We start from the raw sequence: 19,098 nt of genomic DNA on the forward strand, positions 1-19,098 counted from the left end.
GATCACCCTTCCTCGGCATGTGCGACGGCATCGATGACGATGTGCGCCAGATGCTCGTCGACCAGTTCGTAGATCACTTCGCGCCCGGTGCGTTCACCGCGCACCACGCCCGCGGACTTGAGGATCCGCAGATGCTGGCTGATCAGCGGCTGGGTCACGCCGAGCGTATCGACCAGCTCGTGCACGCAGCGCGGCGACTCCCGCAGCTGCAGCACGATGGCGATGCGCACCGGTGCGGCCAGTGCGCGCAGCAGCTCGCCCGCCGAGTCCAGAATGGTGCGCGAGGGCACGATCGGCGGCATGGGCGACCGGTACGGGTACGGGTCGTGCGGAATCGCGGCTGGTGCCTCGGTCGCGACGCGGGAGCGCCGCAGGGGGGCACCGCTGTCCGTGGTCATCGAACCAACTCCTTATTGGAAACCGATGCCATTCTTATATGCAAGCATATGCATGTCAAATGGGCGCGCGGTGGAGTCGGGCGCGGCGCGTCAGCAATCGTGTTCGGTGGGCAGCGGAATGGTCGGGTCGAAGTACTGTTCGGTCGGTCGCACAGCCGGCCCCACGCCGGCTTCACCCAGTGAGGGCGCCAGGAACCCCTTCCGGAACCAGGCGCAATCCCCGGCATAGGTGAAGGCGTTGATCTCGCCGAACCACATGCCCTGCGATGCGGCGTCATAGCCGGAATCGTCGATGAGGGTGTACTCGGTCTCCTGCCGCGCCACCACGATGATGTCCATCGGATCATGCACCGCGCTCGGATCCGGGGCCGAGAAGGCATAGGCCACAATGTAATTGGTCTTGATCGTCAGCTCGCCGTCCTTGTCGAGAGCGGGCGACATGTCACCGTTGATGCGCGGCGCGGCCGGCAGCAGCCGGAATCCGGGCGCGATCTTCGCGGTGACCCACCAGTTCTGGCTCTCATTGCCCGGCGTCAGTTTCGGCCGCAGCTCGGCGACCTGCCCGGGCGCCAGCAGTGCCAGCACCGGCTCGGCGTCACCGGTCTCCAGCACATGCGGATCCAGTCGCTCGAGCACGATGAGCTGTTGCGCGCGGGTCATGGCCGACTCCACCTGCGCGGCCGAGTACCGGCCGATCGGTGCGGCGGCGGGCAGCACGATGCCCGCGGCGCCGGAGGCCCAGTTCGCGGCGGGCGTGTTGTCGAAGGGCCGGGCCTGGTCCACCTGGAAGGCCGGCGGCGCGGCGGACGTCAGGGGGATGTTCACGTTCAGGGTGTTCGAGTGCGGGTGATGCAGCAGGGCGGCGGTGATCAGCACCGCCAGCACCGCGGGTATGCCCATCCAGGGGAGAAGCCTGCGCCACCGCAGGCGCCGGAGCTCGCGTCGCTCGACACGCTTCGCCCAGTTGTCGTCCGATAGATCGGTCGGAAACCCGTGCATGGCAGCGACCCCCGCGGTCCAGCTCGTCTACGCCGCGACAGCCCGTCGACATCGGCGTATCCGACCGGTCGCAATTCCACTATCTCGCGGTGGGGGTGCCGGGTGGATCCCCGAATAGTGGGGGCAGCGGCAGGCCCTGCTCCCGGCGTAAAACGGCTCGCTCCGTACCGATAGGCTTGAGGACGTCCCTTGTAGTTTTCCGGACCGGATGGAGATTTCTTCAGTGGCACCCAAGTCGAAGGTGGACACCGTCGCCAACCTCGCCAAGCGCCGGGGTCTCGTGTACCCGAGCGGTGAGATCTACGGCGGCACCAAATCGGCGTGGGATTACGGCCCGCTGGGAGTCGAGCTCAAGGAGAACATCAAGCGGCAGTGGTGGCGTTCGATGGTCACCAGCCGTGAGGATGTGGTCGGCCTCGACTCGTCGATCATCCTGCCGCGTCAGGTGTGGGTGGCTTCGGGTCATGTCGCGGTGTTCAACGATCCGCTGGTGGAATGCCTGAACTGCCATAAGCGGCATCGTCAGGATCACCTGCAGGAGGCGTACGCCGAGAAGCACAAGGGCATCGAGGACCCGGATGCGGTGTCCATGGAGCTCATCGTGTGCCCCGACTGCGGCACCGTCGGCAAGTGGACCGAGCCGCGTGACTTCAACATGATGCTCAAGACCTACCTGGGCCCGGTCGAGACCGAAGACGGCATGCACTACCTGCGCCCGGAGACCGCGCAGGGCATCTTCGTCAATTACAAGAACGTCGAGACCACCGCGCGCAAGAAGCCGCCGTTCGGTATCGCCCAGATGGGCAAGAGCTTCCGCAACGAGATCTCCCCCGGCAACTTCATTTTCCGCACGCGCGAGTTCGAGCAGATGGAGATGGAGTTCTTCGTCAAGCCGGGCGAGGACGAGCAGTGGCACCAGTACTGGATCGACACGCGCCTGGCCTGGTACACGGATCTGGGCATCGATCCGGAGAACCTGCGGCTGTACGAGCACCCGAAGGAGAAGCTCTCGCACTACTCCACCCGCACGGTGGATATCGAGTACCGCTTCCGCTTCCAGGGGAGTGAGTGGGGCGAGCTCGAGGGTGTCGCCAACCGCACCGACTTCGACCTGAAGACCCACTCCGAGCATTCGGGCCAGGATCTGAGCTACTTCGATCAGACCACCGGCGAGCGCTACACGCCGTACGTGATCGAGCCGGCGGCCGGTCTGACCCGTTCTCTGATGGCCTTCCTGGTGGACGCGTATCACGTGGAGCAGGTTCCGACCGCCAAGGGCGGGCTGGAGGATCGCACCACGCTGCGCCTGGATCGCCGTCTGGCTCCGGTCAAGGCCGCGGTGCTGCCGCTCTCGCGCAATGCGGATCTTTCGCCCAAGGCGAAGGATCTCGCCACTCAGTTGCGTAAGAATTGGAATGTCGAGTTCGACGATGCCGGCGCCATCGGCCGCCGTTATCGCCGTCAGGACGAGGTCGGTACGCCGTTCTGTATCACGGTGGACTTCGACACTCTCGAGGATCATGCGGTCACCGTGCGTGAGCGCGACTCCATGGCTCAGGAGCGCATTGCTCTCGATCAAGTAGAGGGTTACCTGGCAGCACGCCTCATCGGCGCCTGACCCCAGACACTCCGAGAGGACCGGTCAATGCCTGACCGGTCTTTTCTTTATTCGGTTGCCCCTGAAAATCCGGGCGTTGATTAATAATTCAGGTATCGCACTACTCGTGTTAACGGCTCCCGATCGGTGCATATTTATATGTATTGGGCAACGGCGACTGCCGCTGTGCTCGATCTGCCGAGGTGAGTCATGAGCGAGCGTTTTATCGGCCCCCGCTCGGGGCTGCAATGGATCTCATTGGGGGATTCCGGATCATCCTGTCCTGTCGCCGAGTCTACGACGGTGGCCTTCCGATCCTGGGCGGAATCCTTCCTGACCCAGCCCTGTGATGAGCTGGGAAGAGACGGGCCCGTGTGCCCGTATGTACGACCGTCGATGCGGCGGGATCTGCTGTGGATCGCGCAGGTTCCGTCCGCACGGCCGCGGCCCGAGTGGCTGTGCGCAATTATCGAGGACGCACTTGAGGTTTATTCCGAATTGCCTACGGGGAACGGCAGTTCCACATCGGTCTTGCGCGCGTTGATAACCGTGTTCCCGAATCTGGCCGACTTGTCGCTGATCGATGAGATGCACCTGGAATTCAAGACCAGATTCGTGGAACGCGGTGCGATGCTCGGACAATTCTACCCGGGCTGCGATCAGCCGGGCCTGTGGAACAAGGACTTTCGGCCTTTGGATGCGCCGATGCCGATGCTGGTCGTTCGATCCATGATGACAACTGATTTCCCATTCCTATTGAACCGACCGGAATGGATGAATGCTTATGTGCGCAAGTTCGCACCTGGGCTGCCCGCACATGTACGCGCAGTCATGGTGGGGCGGTTGACAGCTCGCCCCGATAACTGGGTTCCGGCCTATCACGAACAGCCGGAGGACGCCCGTTCTCCTTTCTGACCGTGTTCGACTCGATGAGGCGTTATGACGCGCGAATCAGCGGCGGAACAGACCGCCACGGTTTTTCCGCTCTCTCCGGCGCAACTCGGCATGTGGTATGCGCAGCAACTGGATCCGAGCGTGCCGCTCTCGGAGGCGCAATACATCGAGATGCGCGGGCCACTGGATCTCGCCGCGCTGCGGAGCGCCGCACTGGTCGCCGGGCGCGAATTCGGTTCCGGCGTACTGCGACTGGCGGAGATCGACGATCAGCCGTATCAGGTGGTCGATCCGGGTCTGGTGCCCGCGGTGGGATTCCTGGACTTCCGGGACAAACCGGAACCCATTGCGGCCGCACTGGAGTGGATGCGCGCCGATGTCGCCGCGCCGATCGATCTGCTCGGCGCCCACGCCGGAATCTCCACGGTGATCCGGGTCGGCGACGACCACCACCTGTGGTTCACCCGCGGCCACCACATCCTCATCGACGGGTTCGGCTCGGTGACCATGCTGTACCGCGTCGCCGAGCTCTACAACGCCGCCGTCCGCCACGAGCCCGCCCCCGCTGGAACCGCCGCATCACTGCTCGTGGTGCACGAGGCCGAAATGACGTACCGCGAGTCGAGCCGCTTCGCGACCGACGAGCGGTACTGGCGCGAAGTGACCACCGGCATGCCCCCGCGCTGCAGCCTTGTGTCCGCCACCGCCCCCGCATGCGCACTGGGAAGGGAAGCTCGCGCCCAGCTGGACGCGGGCGCCGCCACGCGCCTGGAGAACGCGGCCCACCGCTTCGACGCCAGTTCGGCCACGGTCGTGATGGCGGCAGTCGCGCTGTACTACGCCCGCCTCACCACCACCGAGGACGTGGTCCTGAGCCTGCCGGTCTCCGGCCGAACCACCGCACTGCTCCGCCGCTCCGGCGGCATGATCGCGAATGTGGTGCCGCTGCGGGTACGGGTGCCGCGCACCGGCACGGTCGGCGAAGTCCTGGACGCGGTCCGCGTCGCTGCCTCTGGAGCCTTGCGGCACCAGCGATTCCGCGCCGAGGACATGCACTGGGGCGCTGCGGAGCAGAGCCTTGTCGAGGCCGAGGCCGAGGATGCGGGTCGGGGTGCTGCGGAGCCGGGTGCTGTCGGACGCAGCGCTGCCGCGTCGGAGACGGTTGAGCAAGGGCCTGCGGGCGATTGCGCGGCCGAGCCGGGTGCTGTCGAGCAGGGGGCGGCTGTGCGGAACACTGCCGAATCAGACGGGGTTGGGCAAGGGCCTTCGGGGGATTGCGCGGCGGAGCCGGGTGCCGGCGAGTCTCGGGTGAGTGAGCACGGGATGGCCGGTGGGCCGGAGTTCGTTGCCGCTGAGCAGGGGGCGGGTGCCGAGGGGCAGCCGAAGGTCGGGCGGGGGTTTGTCGGGCCGGTTATCAATATCATGCTGTTTCCGGTGGGCATCGACTTCGCGGGGGTGCGGTCGAGTCTGCATGTGCTGACGTCCGGGCCGATCGAGGATTTGTTCGTCAACTTCTATCAGCACGGCGCTGGTGCGCCGATTCATGTCGACTTCGCGGCGAATCCTCGTCTGTATGAAGAGGATTCGCTCGGGCGACATCATCGGCGGTTCCTGGCGCTGCTGGATTCGTTGTTCGGGGCCGAGGTCGATACGCCGCTGGCGGAGTTGGCGTACTGCACTGCGGACGAGCGGGGGGTTCTTGCGGGTTCCCATGGTGCGCGGGCGCCGGAACCGCAAGTGCTGCCGGAAATTCTGCAGGCGGGACTGCGGCGTGCGGGCCGGGATGCGATGGCAGTTGTCGGGACTGGTGGGTCGCTGAGCTATGGCGAATTGGATGAACTGTCGAATCGGCTGGCGCGCAGGCTGCTGCGGAGTGCTGGGTCCTCGGCTCGAATAGGTCCGGAATCGACTGTGCTGCTGGTACTTCCGCGATCCGTTGAAGCGGTGGTTGCGCTCTGGGCGGTGGCCAAGATCGGCGCGGCCTTCGTGCCGCTCGGCACCGGAATGCCTGGTGATCGGGTGGCGCGCATAGCCGCTGAATGTGAAGCCCGGCTGGGGTTGACCGCTGGCGCCGTCGCTGATCTTCCGGATGCGGTGCGGTGGATCGCCCTTGATGACCTGCTGTCCGATACAGCCTGGGCCGCGCTGTCGTCCGAGCCGTTGGACGCTACCGACCTGCCAGGCCGTCCGCGGCTGTCGAATCCGGCCTACGTCGTATTCACCTCCGGTTCCACGGGTGTGCCCAAGGGTGTTGTGGTGACCCATGCCGGTCTCTCGGGTCTGGCTGCGGCAATAGTGGATTCGTATCGAGTCGCTCCCGGCTCACGGGTGCTGCAGTGCCTGAACCCGAGTTTCGATGCCGCCGTCCTGGAATGGCTGATGGCCTTCGCCTCGGGCGCCACACTCGTGGTGGCCGAGGCGGATCCGATCCTCGGCGCCGAGCTGGCAACGCTGGTGCGCGAGCACGGGATCACCCAGGTCTGCTCCACCCCGGCGGTGCTGTCCACCCTGGAACCGGATGCGCTGGACGGGGTGCGCGCGGTGTCCTCGGGCGGTGAACCCACGCCTCCGGATATCGTGGCGCGCTTCGGGATCGGTCGCGATCTCCTGAACTCGTATGGCCCCAGCGAGACGACAGTGGCCGTCACCTATACGAAAGCCCTTGTCCCCGGAAAGAATTCGGGGCTGGGCGATCCCGTACCCGGTGCGGGCCTGCTGGTGCTGGATCGCTGGCTGCGCCCGGTGCCGATCGGCGTCGTCGGCGAACTGTATGTGACCGGTCCGGGAGTCGCCCGAGGCTATGCCGGCCGCGCTGGATTGACGGCGGAACGCTTCGTCCCCGCCCCCGCGGGCGTCCCCGGCAGCCGCATGTACCGCACCGGCGATCTGGTGCGCTGGACCGCTGCGGTGCACGGGAAGGTGAGTGCCGGTGGGGAGTCCGGTCCAGCCGTCAACGGCGAGCCGCTGAATGGTGGCCTCATCGGTGGCGAGGTGATGGCCACCAATGGCGGCGGGCAGGTGATTCTGGAGTACGCCGGCCGCGCCGATTTCCAGGTCAAGCTGCGCGGCATGCGTATCGAGCTCGGCGAGATCGACGCCGCGCTGGATTCACATGCGGCAGTGGAGATCGCGGTCACCGTCGCGCGTCCCGCACCTAGCGGCGGCACCATGCTGGCGGCCTATGTCGTACCGCATGCCGGCGCGACGGTCAGCGAAGCCGACCTGCTCGATCATGTCTCGCGTCGCCTGCCGCCGTATATGGTGCCGGCCACCGTCACAGTGCTGGGCGCACTCCCACTCACCGCCAATGGCAAAGTAGACCGCCGAGCCCTCCCCGAACCCGTTGTCGCACAGCCGATCCTGCGCGAACCGGCAACCGATACCGAGCGCATCCTCTGCACCCTCTTCGCGGAGATCCTCGGCACCTCCGAAATCGGCCCGCACACCTCCTTCTTCGCACTCGGCGGCGATTCCATCATGGCCATCACCCTGGTCTCGCGCGCCCGCGCCGCCGGCCTTGTCTTCTCGGCCCGAGAGGTCTTCGAGCACCGCACCCCGGCCGCCCTGGCCGCCATAGTCTCCCGAGTCGCGGACCGCACCGCACAACTCCCGGAACTCCCGGGCGGTGGCCTCGGCCGCCTGCCGCTCACCCCGGTCGCCGCGTGGCTGCTGGCCCGCCCCGGCTGGGAGCATTTCGCCCAGTCCATGGTGGTCCGACTCCCCAGCGGCATCGAACCCGAAGCCCTCACCCACACCCTTCAAGCCCTCCTCGACCGCCACGACATGCTCCGCGCCCGCGTCGTTGACACCGCCTCCGGCCTCGAACTCGAGGTCCCCCCACCCCACCGCGTCGACGCCGCAGACCTCCTGACAACAATCGCCACCTCCACCACCGACCTCGACCGCGAACTCGAAGCAGCAGTAGCCCGGCTGAACCCCCGCGCCGGCATCATGACCGCCTTCACCCGCCTGAACCCCGGCCCCACCACCCCCGGCCTACTCCTCATAGCGATCCACCACCTCGCCTGCGACATGGTCTCCTGGCGCATCCTGCTCCCCGATCTCATATCCGCCTGGGCCCAAGCCGCAGCCGGAACCACCCCCGCCCTTCAGGAAACCGGCACATCCATGCGCACCTGGGCCCACGCCCTCCGCGCCCTGCCCGAACAAGCGGATACACCCACCTCGGTGGGCCGGGCCGGCAGTGGAGACGAACTGGGGTTCAGCGGAACCTCTACGCCGGAAGACGCGGCCCACGCGCCTGGTGACCAGTCGGGCAGGGCAGTGCGGGTGTTGTCAGGTCGGCTCGGGACACCTCATTCGCCGGACTCGACGGGCGCGGACTCCGCGGAAGGCGTGGCCGGTGCGGCGGCAGTCCACGCGGTCGCGGAGCAGCCGACCCCGGTGGGGTGGCCCGCGCGCGAATTCGACTATTGGCGTGCGGTATTGGCGCCTGATCCGCTGCTGGGCACGCGGCGACTGGACCCGGCGCTCGATACCTACGGGTGTGCAGAGCGGGTCGAGATCGAGGTGCCCGAGCTTGCGTCGGCGGCATTGGTCGGGCGGATCGCATCGACGTATCGCTGCGGTGTGGAGGATGCACTACTGGCGGCGCTGGCTTTGGCTCTGTCTCGATGGCGCTCTGCCCGTGGCGAATTCGGTGCGAGTGCGGCGGCGACGGTGGTGGGTATCGAGCGGCACGGCCGTGACGAGGCCGCGATTGCCGGAGCTGACCTGTCGCGCACGGTCGGCTGGTTCACCGCGCAGGTTCCGGTGCGGCTGGGGCCGGTGGGGGCGGCGGGCTTTTCGTCGCCTGCCTGTGCTGGAACGAGCTATACGGAGCCGAACCTCATCGGGACGGCGCTGCAAGTTTCCCCGGGTTGCTTCGCCGGTACGGGATCGGACTCCGCAGGGGTGCAATCCCGGGAGGCCACGCTGCGCGGCGAGTCGATGCGGATCGGTGCTGCGGAGGCGGCTTTGAAGGTGGTGAAGGAGCAGTTGCGGGCGGTTCCCAGGGGTGGGTTCGGGTTCGGGGTGCTGCGGTATCTGGATGCGGAGACCGCGGGGGAGTTGGGGGTGTTGGGGGAGCCGCAGGTGGGGTTCAACTATCTGGGGCAGGTGCCGGAGATGGAGATGGAGGGGGATTGGCTGCCGGTGGGGATGGCGGCGCGGCTGGGTGGGCATGCGGCTGCGGATATGCCGCTGGCGGCGGTGCTTTCGGTGGATGCGGTGACGCTCGAGTCGGAGAAGGGGTCGCGGATTCGGGCGGTGTGGCAGTTCGCGCCGGGTGCTCTCGGCGGTGCGGAGGTGGAAGTGCTGGCGCGGGAGTGGGTTTCGGCGGTGGTGCAGATCGCTGAGCTGGTGAGTGCGCCGGAGGCGGGTGGATTCACGCCGAGCGATCTGCCGCTGTTGCGTGCTGATCAGGGCGAAATCGAGCTGTGGGAGCGGGATTACGGGCTGCTCGATGATGTGCTGCCCCTGACTCCGCTGCAGCGTGGATTGCTGTTTCAAGCGCAGTTGGCCGAGGGCGGACCGGATGGTTACTCGGTGCAGGCGGTGATCGATGTGGAGGCCGATCTCGAACTCGGCCGTCTGACTGCCGCGGCCGAGGCGCTGGTCCGGCGGCACGAGGTGCTGCGCGCCGGATTCGTGCAAGCCGGTGATCGTGCGGTGCAGGTGATTGCCGCGCAGGTGGCAGTGTCATGTGTCTACCGCGAGGCTTATGGCGCGACGGCGGCCGAACTCGACGAGATGGCAGCGGCGGAACTGCGAACACCTTTCGCGGTGGATGCGCCTCCGCTCATTCGCTTCCGGTGTATTGCTCTGGGGCAGCACCATTTCCGGATAGTCATCACCAACCATCACCTGATTCTCGACGGCTGGTCCATGCCATTGCTCCTGGCCGAACTCGTCGGACTGTACGAAACTGCCGGTGACGACAGTGGATTCGCGCCACCCGTGCCCTTCCGGAGCTACCTCGAATGGCTGTCCGATCGCGATTTCGACAGTGCGCGTGCGGCCTGGGCGCAATCGCTGGCAGATCTGGACGGCCCCACCCTGGTCGCCCCGACTGCTCCCCACACCGATGCTCCCACCGCGCCTGTCGCACAAGAGATTCCGCTGCCGAGCGACCTCCCGGAGAGGCTCCGCACCACCGCCGCGAACTGCCAGGTCACCGTCAACACCATCGTGCAGGTCGCCTGGGCGCTGCTGCTGTCCGAGCTCACCGGTTCCGCCGATATCGTCTTCGGCGCCACCGTCTCCGGTCGCCCGCCGGAACTGCCCGGCGCGGAGCGCATGGTCGGCATGCTGGTCAATACCGTCCCGGTCCGCATCGCCCTGGACCCGGCCGAACACCTCTCCGACCTGCTGTCCCGCATCCAGTGCGAGCAGGCGGCCCTCTCCGAACACCAATTCCTCGGCCTCGACGAAATCCACGCGCGCACCGGCCTCGGCCCACTCTTCGACACCGCCACCGTCTTCGAGTCCTACCCCGTAGACGCGGCCGCCCTCACCGCCGCTACCCGCCAGGCACAACTAGCGGTCACCGGCATCCGCACCCACGACGGCACCCACTACCCCCTGTCACTGGCCGCATACGCGAACGACGGCCTCCGCCTGGAACTCACCCGCTCACCCCGGTATTTCGATGTGGAGCAGGCGAATTCGATCGCCACGGGATTGGCGCGACTGCTCGCAACCCTCGCGGAGGATCCGCACCGCCGCACCGCCTCGGCGCGAAGCACCGATCCCGTAGAGTCGCCCGCCATCCGCCACGGCGCCCCCGCCGCCCATACCCAACTGCTCCCAGATCTTCTCGCAAGCAACGGAATCCACAGCACCGTCGCAGTCGTCGACGCGCCTGCGCCGGCACGTACCGTGCCCGCCGATCGCCGGGATGCAGGCGGCGGATTCCACTCCGGCGTCGTTCGCGATATGGCGGCCGATCGCGATCTCGGCAGCGCGTCGCACCCAAGCGCTGACCTGCTGCGCTCCGGTGGTGATCTCGGCGACTTGCCGGCCGTTCGCGACGTCCGGAGCGAGGTCGGCGCGCTGTACCCTCGCGCATTCGCCATGGCTGGCGAGCTGACGTATGGCGAGCTGAATGTGATGTCGAATCGGTTGGCGCGCATATTGATCGGGGCGGGTGCGGGGCCTGAGCGGGCGGTGCTGGTGGCGCTGCCGCGTTCGGTGCAGGCCATGGTGGCGTTGTGGGCGGTGGCCAAGACCGGTGCGGCCTTCGTGCCCGTCGATATCTCGCAGCCTGCTGCTCGCACCGCCGTCATCGCGGCCGAATGTGCAGCAGTACTGGGTGTTACAGCCGCTTCAGTCGCTGAGGATCTGCCACACGAGGTGTCCTGGGTGGTGCTGGGTGATCCGGATACCGCTGCCCGAATCGCGGCATCGCCGCCGGACCCGGTGACCGATACGGACCGGCTTCGTCCCCTGCACCCCGAACATCCGGCGTACGTGGTCTTCACCTCGGGATCCACCGGCACTCCGAAGGGTGTGGTCGTCACCCACACCGGCCTGGCCGAGATGGCTGCGGCTGCGGTGGATCAGTGCTCGATCGATCGCGAATCCCGTGTGCTGCACTGCCTGAATCCTGCGTTCGACGCGGCAATTCTGGTGTGGCTCTCCACTTTCGCGACAGGCGGCACGCTGATTGTCGCTCCGCCGGACGCCAATGCCGGCGCCGAATTGGCGGCGGCACTCACCGAAGGCGCTGCCACCCATCTGCTCTGCACGCCGACGGTCCTGGCCACTCTGAATGTCGAAGACCTGCGCGGAGTCCGGGTGATCGCCACCGGCGGTGAGACCTGCCCGCCCGCCCTCATCACCCGCATGAGCCCCGGCCGCCTCCTGGTGAACTCCTACGGCCCCGCCGAAACCACCATCGCCGCCGCCTACAACGCGAATACGACACCACAGACCGCCGCCGTCATCGGCACCCCTATCCCCGGCACCAGCCTTCTGGTGCTGGACCGCTGGTTGCGCCCGGTACCTCCGGGAGCCACCGGCGAGCTCTACATTCGCGGCCCTGGCGTAGCCCGCGGATATGCCGGCCGCCCAGCGCTTTCCGCCTCCCGTTTCATTGCCGACCCCTACAGTGCGGGCGGCCGCCTGTATCGCACCGGTGACCTGATGCGCTGCACCGCAGCCGGATTCGAATACGCGGGCCGCAGCGACTTCCAGGTGAAGGTCCGCGGCATTCGCGTAGAACCCGGCGAGGTGGACGCAGTCCTCTCGACCCACCCCCAGGTCGAAACATCGATCACCGTCGCCCGCCGCACCCGCACCGCCACCACAGCCCTGCACTCCTACGTCACCCTCGTCGTTCCCGCGACCGCCCCGCCCCGGGAACGCGCAATGCCCAGCCGCGGTCCGGAGATCGAGTCCGGCCGCCCTGCCCCCTCGGCCCAAGCCGATCCGGCGGCAGGTCCCGGACGGTTGAATTGGCACGCCGCCGCGAACTCCGACCTGCTCGATCCCGCCGATGCCGCTGGTCAACTCGGATTGACCGGCGAGGCTGCTGGTCCGGTTGGATCAACCGGCCGCGCTGCCGGCGCCGTGCGATCGGCCGGCGGGTCTGCTGACGCGCCGCGAACTGCGGGTGCAACCGGTGGTGGGTTGCGAGCTGTGGGTGCGGCTGCTGGTGAGGATTCTCCGTCATCGGGTGCTGTTGCGCCCACCGCCGCAGTGCTGATGGCGTGGGTGGTGGTGCGGCTGCCGCGGTATCTGGTGCCGTCGAGTATTCAGGTGCTGGCGGAGTTGCCGCGTACTCGGACCGGGAAGATCGATGTGCGGGCGCTGCCGGAACCTGAGGGGGCGCAGGCTGAATATGTGGCGCCGGTCGGTGGGGAGGTGCTCGTTGCCGAGACCTATGCCGAGGTGCTGGGGCATGAGCGCGTTGGTTCGCGGGACGACTTCTTTGCGCTGGGCGGGGATTCGCTCATCGCCACCAGGGTGGCGGCTCGGCTGAGTGCGGCGCTCGGGACTTCGGTTCCGGTGCGGTTGCTGTTCGAAGCGCCTGTGGTGGCCGAGCTGGCGCGGGTATTGGTTGTGGACGGATCGGAGGCGCCGGGCCCGGAGCTGGTTCGAGGGCCCCGGCCGGAACCGATGCCATTGTCCCCGGCGCAGCAGCGCATGTGGTTCGTCAATCGCTACGACCCGGCGTCTCCGGCGTACAACGTGCCTGTCGCACTGCGACTTTCCGGGTGTGTGGATCTTGCCGCACTGCGAACGGCGCTCTACGACGTGATCGAGCGGCACGAGACGCTGCGAACCGTATACCCCGATATCGACGGTCTCGGTGGGCAGCGCATCCTGTCGGCGGCAGAGGTGCCGCTGGATCTCGAACCTGTGCCGATGACTCTCGACGAGCTGCCCGCGGCCGTGATGCGCACAGTTACTGAAGGTTTCGACGTCACGGCAGCAGTTCCATTGCTTTTCAAGCTCTTCCGTATCGCACCCGGCGAACATGTGATCGTGCTGGTGGCGCATCACATTGCGACCGACGGCTTCTCGATGGCCCCGCTGACCCGGGATGTGGCAGCGGCCTATGCGACCCGTGCCGCGGGTCAGCGGCCCGCATGGGAGCCGCTGGCGGTGCAGTACGCCGACTACACGCTGTGGCAGCATGCCCGGCTCGGCGCCGAAGACGATCCGAAATCCCTGCTGGCACAGCAGCTCGACTACTGGTCCCGCACCCTGGAGGAGCTGCCGGATCATCTGGAATTGCCCACCGACCGCCCACGGCCGGCGCATGCCTCGCATCGAGCCGCCGAATGCACCGCCCGCGTGGACAGCGATGTGAGCGCCGCGATCGAACATTGCGCCCGGACCCACCGGGCCACCCCGTTCATGGTGGTGCACGCCGCCCTGGCGGTGCTGCTGTCCCGGTTGAGCGGCAGCGCGGACATAGTGGTCGGGACCCCGGTCGCCGGTCGTGGCCATCGTGATCTCGACGATCTTGTCGGCATGTTCGTGAATACACTGGTGTTGCGCACCGGCATTCACGCCGGCGAGACGTTCGGCGCACTGCTGGACCGGGTCCGCGATACCGACCTCGCCGCTCTCGAACATGCCGACGTCCCCTTCGAGCGACTGGTCGAGGTGCTGTCCCCGGCCCGCTCCGAGGCTCGCCATCCGCTGGCGCAGGTCATGCTCGTCTTCCAGAATCTGGCGATGCCGGAGTTGGAGCTGCCCGAAACAACGGTCATCCCCATGGAATTGCCGCAGACGAACAGCCGATTCGATCTGAGTCTCACCGTTGTCGCCGATCCGGACGGCCTGCAACTGCGCTGCTGCTACGCCACCGACCTGTTCGACGAGGCCACGGTCGCTGCTTTCGCCGACCGTCTCGTACGACTGCTCACCGTTGTCACCGCTGAAAGTTCCCCTGCGGTAGGGGATATCGACCTTCTCACCGACATCGAGCGGGAACAGACCCGTATCGAACCCGAACCGGTCACCGCACCGCGCCCGCTGGCGGAACTCATGGCCGCCGCCGTCGCCGCCAACCCGACCGGTGTGGCGGTGGTATGCGGCGACCAGCAGCTGTCCTATCGCGAACTCGACGAGCGTGCGAGCCTGCTCGCCGAGCGGCTGATACAGGCCGGTGCGGGACCGGAAACGCGGGTGGCGGTGGGTATTCCGCGCTCCGTCGAAACGGTGCTGGCCGTCTGGGCGATCACCCGCACCGGAGCGGCATTCGTCCCGATCGATCCGGCATACCCACTCGGCCGCATAAGGCGGATCATCGAGGTCTCCGGCGTGGGAATCGGCCTGACCGTTCTGGCCCAGTGCGACCGGCTACCGGACACCGTCGACTGGTGGTGCGTGGACGCCCCGTGGTCATCAGAAGTCTCTGCGGCACAGTCGAAGAAGTCTTCATCCCGCGAGTGCCGCCCCGAGAACCCGGCGTACGTCATCTTCACCTCAGGATCCACCGGCGCTCCCAAGGGTGTTGTGGTGACGCACACGGGCCTGGCGAATCTCGCCATGGCGCAGTGCGATCGCGACCGCATCACCTCCGATTCGCGAGTACTGCACGTCGCCTCCCCGAGTTTCGATGCTTCGGTAGTGGAACTCGTCATGGCGGTCGGCGCGGCAGCCACCCTGGTCATCGCGCCCCCTGCCGTTTTCGCCGGTCCCGATCTCACCGAACTTCTGGCACGCGAGCATGTTTCGCACATCGCCCTCACTCCCTCGGCGCTCGCCACCGTGGAACCCGCCGGGCTGCACGACCTCCGCACAATCGTCACCGGCGGTGAAACCTGCCCGCCCGAACTGGTGGCGGTCTGGGCCGCACCGAACCGGCTGCACTTCAACGACTACGGCCCCACGGAGGCGACCGTCTGGGCGACCGGCAGCGCACCATTGCGGCCGGGCGCGACGATCACCATAGGCACACCCGCTCCCGGAGTGCAGGCACTCGTCCTGGACAACCGCCTGCGCCCCGTGCCGGACGGTGTGGTGGGCGAGCTCTATCTCGCGGGCATCGCGCTGGCACGAGGCTATTTCGGCCGTGTGGACCTGACCGCCGCCCGCTTTGTCGCCCACCCGTATGCACCGGGCCGCCGCATGTACCGCACGGGTGATCTGGTGCGCAGGCGTGCCGGCGATCTGGAGTACCTGGGCCGCAGCGACACTCAGGTGAAGCTGCGCGGCCTGCGCATCGAACTCGGAGAGGTGGAGGCCGCGCTCACCGCCGACCCGGCGGTGGCCCGTGCGGTCGCGCTGGTGCGTGAGGACGCGCACGGCGGAATGCTCGTCGCCTACGTGGTCCCGGAACGCGGCGCGGAGATCTCGCTGCGGGGCCTGAAGAGCGCAGTCGCACAGCGAGTCCCGTCGTATATGGTCCCCGCCGCCCTCATGACGCTGGACGATCTGCCGCGCACACCCAACGGCAAGCTGGATCGCGCCGCACTGCCCGCGCCGCAGCTCACCACAGGCGCCCGGGAGCCTGCTATCGGCCCGCAGGAGGAGGCGGTGGCTGCCGTTTTCGCCGAAGTCCTTGGTATCGAACAGATCTGGCGTGACGACGATTTCTTCGCCCTGGGCGGAAACTCGCTCATCGCCACCCGAGTGGCCGCCCGACTGGGTACCGCGCTGCAGACGACCGTCCCCGTGCGGGCGCTCTTCGATGCGCCGGTGGTGGCCGAATTGGCGGCATTGGTTGCCGCCGAATCCCTGACCGATCGACCCCGGCCCGGACCTCGTCCCCGTCCGCAGCGCATTCCGCTCTCCGCCGCACAGCAGCGTATGTGGTTCCTCAACCGCTACGATCCCGGTTCGCCGGTATACAACATCCCCGGTGCCTTCGATATCGAAGGGAGCCTGGATATTACGGCGCTGCGCACCGCCATCGACGATGTGGCGGACCGTCACGAAACGCTCCGCACCAGCTATCCTGCCGGCCCCGACGGGATGCCGTACCAGAACATCCTGCCCGCCCGGGCGGGCTCCACACCGATCGTTGAAATCGACACGACTCCAGCGGAAGTCGCGCAGCAGCTGATCGCCCAGCTGTCTCGCGGTTTCGACATCACCAGGGAAGTACCGCTACGAGTCTGCGTACTGCACACCGCCCCGCAGCATGCGGTATTGGCGCTCGCAGTTCACCATATAGCCGCCGACGGCTGGTCGATGGCGCCGCTCGCGCGAGATGTGTTGTCCGCGTATGTGGCTCGCGCCGGGGGAGATCGGCCGCAATGGACCGAACTACCGCTGCAGTACGCCGATTACGCACTCTGGCAGCGGGAACTGCTCGGCGCCGATACCGACCACAGCAGCCTCGCCCACCACCAGCTGGAATTTTGGCGCACCCGTCTCGACGGATTGCCCGAAGTCCATCGGCTGCCCACCGATCGTCCCCGCCCCGAGCTTCCGTCCGGGATCGGTGACCGTATCGAATTCACCATCCCCGCACTGGTTCACGACCGAATGCAGGTCTTGGCACGAGCCCACGGTGCGACCCCGTTCATGGTGGTGCACGCGGCCCTGGCGGTATTGCTGGCCCGGCTGTCCGGTACCCCGGATATCGTCCTCGGCTCGGTTGTCGCGGGCCGCGGAGACGGCGTATTCGACGATCTCGTAGGCATGTTCGTGAATACGGTCGTCCTGCGTTCGCATCTGGATCCGGCTGCCGATTTCGCCACGACCCTCGACGCCGTCCGCCGCGATGATCTGGCCGTCTACGGCAATACGGATCTGCCCTTCGAACGCCTGGTGGAGGCGCTCGCCCCGGTCCGCTCCACCGCTCACCACCCGCTCTTCCAGGTGCTGCTCGCCTTCCAGAATGTCCAGCCCGCGCGAACCACGCTGCCCGGTCTCGAGATTCGCCCGGTCGAAGCGGCTGCTCCCGGCTCGAAGTTCGACCTGGAATGGATGGTCGCCGAACAGTTCGGGCCCGCAGGCGAACCGGCGGGCATCACCACCTCGCTGACCTTCGCCACCGATCTGTTCGATCGCGCCACCGCCCAGTCCATGGCCGGCGGCTTCCTCGAACTGCTCACCGCGCTCACCGAAACTCCCGATGCCGCAATCGGTGTGATCGAGGTGCCCGGCGGGCTGCCCGAGCTCGCTGGGGAGATTCACGACGACGCTGCACCCGCGGTGCAGGTTCGCCCGGAGCGCCGCGCCTACCGGGCCCCGCGCACCGACGCCGAGCGTGCGCTCACCGCAGCCTTCGAAGCCGTCCTGGAATCCGATCGAATCGGAGTGGACGACAATTTCTTCGAGGTAGGCGGCAATTCCATGGCCGCCGTGCGCCTGGTCTCCCTGATTCGCGAGCGCACCGGCATCCCGCTACCGCTGCAGTGGATGTTCCTCGACCCCACACCTGCCGCATTGGCCCTGCGCCTGTCCGAGGCCGCCGAACAGCCGGAGGTCGATCCGTCCATGCGGGTCATGCTGCCCATGCGCCCGGCCGGGACCGGACCCGCCCTGTTCTGCGTTCATCCGGCTGTCGGATTGGCTTGGTGCTACGGCGGTTTGGTGCAGTACATCGACCGTGCGCACCCGGTCTACGGTCTCCAGTCGCCGGGTGTGATGGACGGCGGTACGGCCGATCGCACCATTCACGATCTCGCCGTGCGCTATGCCGACGAGATCCGGCGTGTGCAACCGGACGGCCCGTACCACCTGCTCGGCTATTCGGCGGGCGGCGTCCTCGCGCATGCCATGGCGGTCGAGCTGCGCCGGCGCGGTGCGGAGGTGCCCTCGCTGATCATGATGGACGGGCGTGCCGAGGTGGAGATCGTCGACGACGGCAATATTCCGCCGCTGGCACTGCTGCTCGCCGAATTCGGCGGTATCGAGGTGCCGCCCGGTACCGGGGGAATCACCGCTGCGCAGGCCGCCGAGCTGCTGGCGGCGTCCGGAATCTCCTTCACCGCCACCGAAATCGAGCACTTCTATAGTGATATGCAACACCTGCTGCGGCAGATCTCGGACCACCGCCCCAGCATCTTCGACGGTGATCTGCTGTTCTTCAGCGCGGCGGGTAATCCGGCCCCGCTGCCGAATGTCGCCACGTGGCGGCCCTATATCACCGGGCCGATCACCGATCACCTCATCGATTTCGGTCACAATCAACTCGTCACCGCCGCGGCGCTGACATTCATCGGCCCGATCATCAGCGCTTATCTGGAGCGGTAAGCCGGGAAAACTTCTGGGACACAGTGCGCTGGGGAAGAATGGGCGCAGACAACCCGCTCGGCGAGGAGAGGTTCGTACTGTGTCGGTCAACGGTAAGCGACGGCTACTGGGTGCGGCGGCGGTGGGGCTCGGTGCGCTCGGCGCCGGAGAGCTGATCGCCGCGACCCGCGGCGGCTCGGTCATCGACGGGGTCGGGCGGTTGCTGGCCGATACCGCGCCGATTCCGGTGGTCGAGACGACCGTGGCCATGGCCGGCCGATACGACAAGGAGACCACGCGGGCGGGCGTGGTGCTCGGGACCGTCGCCGCTACCGCCGGTATGGCGGTATTGCCGCAGCGGCTCCGGGCGCCTGCCGCAGCGGCATTCGGCGCCGGAGCCGCCGCCTTGGCGCTGCGGGGCGCGAACCAGTCGGTGCCCGCGGCGTTCGGTGGCCTCGCGGCCGCGGGCGTGCTGCGCGCCGGACTGCGCCGGCTGCCGACCACGGCGGGCGGCGAATTGCTCTGGGCCACAGCCGGTGCCGGGTTGCTCGCCGCTGCCGAAACGCT

At 67.3% G+C, this 19,098-nt stretch carries 5 protein-coding genes; 3 read left to right on the forward strand and 2 right to left on the reverse strand.

Features of this window, described 5'->3' with window-relative positions:
• Positions 1-2: 2 nt before the first annotated feature.
• Complete coding sequence (locus OG716_RS39990; protein ID WP_297613800.1) at positions 3-302, reverse strand: metalloregulator ArsR/SmtB family transcription factor; 300 nt, start codon at positions 300-302, stop codon at positions 3-5.
• A gap of 186 nt (positions 303-488) precedes the next feature.
• Positions 489-1,298 (reverse strand): hypothetical protein, encoded by an 810-nt coding sequence (locus OG716_RS39995; protein ID WP_405135370.1) that lies wholly within the window; start codon positions 1,296-1,298, stop codon positions 489-491.
• Between the two features lie 322 nt (positions 1,299-1,620).
• Here OG716_RS39995 and OG716_RS40000 point away from each other — a divergent pair, with 322 nt between their 5' ends.
• The 3 genes from OG716_RS40000 (at position 1,621) to OG716_RS40010 (ending at position 18,552) form a co-directional block, all read left to right on the forward strand.
• A complete protein-coding gene (locus tag OG716_RS40000; RefSeq protein WP_405135371.1) occupies positions 1,621-3,015 on the forward strand; it encodes a glycine--tRNA ligase in 1,395 nt (464 codons plus the stop codon).
• Between the two features lie 189 nt (positions 3,016-3,204).
• Entirely contained in the window at positions 3,205-3,909 is a 705-nt protein-coding gene (locus OG716_RS40005) for a DUF6875 domain-containing protein (RefSeq protein ID WP_405135372.1), read from the forward strand.
• 24 nt (positions 3,910-3,933) lie between these two features.
• Positions 3,934-18,552: an amino acid adenylation domain-containing protein gene (locus OG716_RS40010; protein WP_405135373.1), complete on the forward strand. Its 14,619-nt coding sequence runs from the start codon at positions 3,934-3,936 to the stop codon at positions 18,550-18,552.
• Positions 18,553-19,098: the final 546 nt, after the last annotated feature.

The sequence above is a fragment of the Nocardia sp. NBC_01388 genome (genome assembly GCF_045040085.1).
Classification (GTDB): domain Bacteria; phylum Actinomycetota; class Actinomycetes; order Mycobacteriales; family Mycobacteriaceae; genus Nocardia.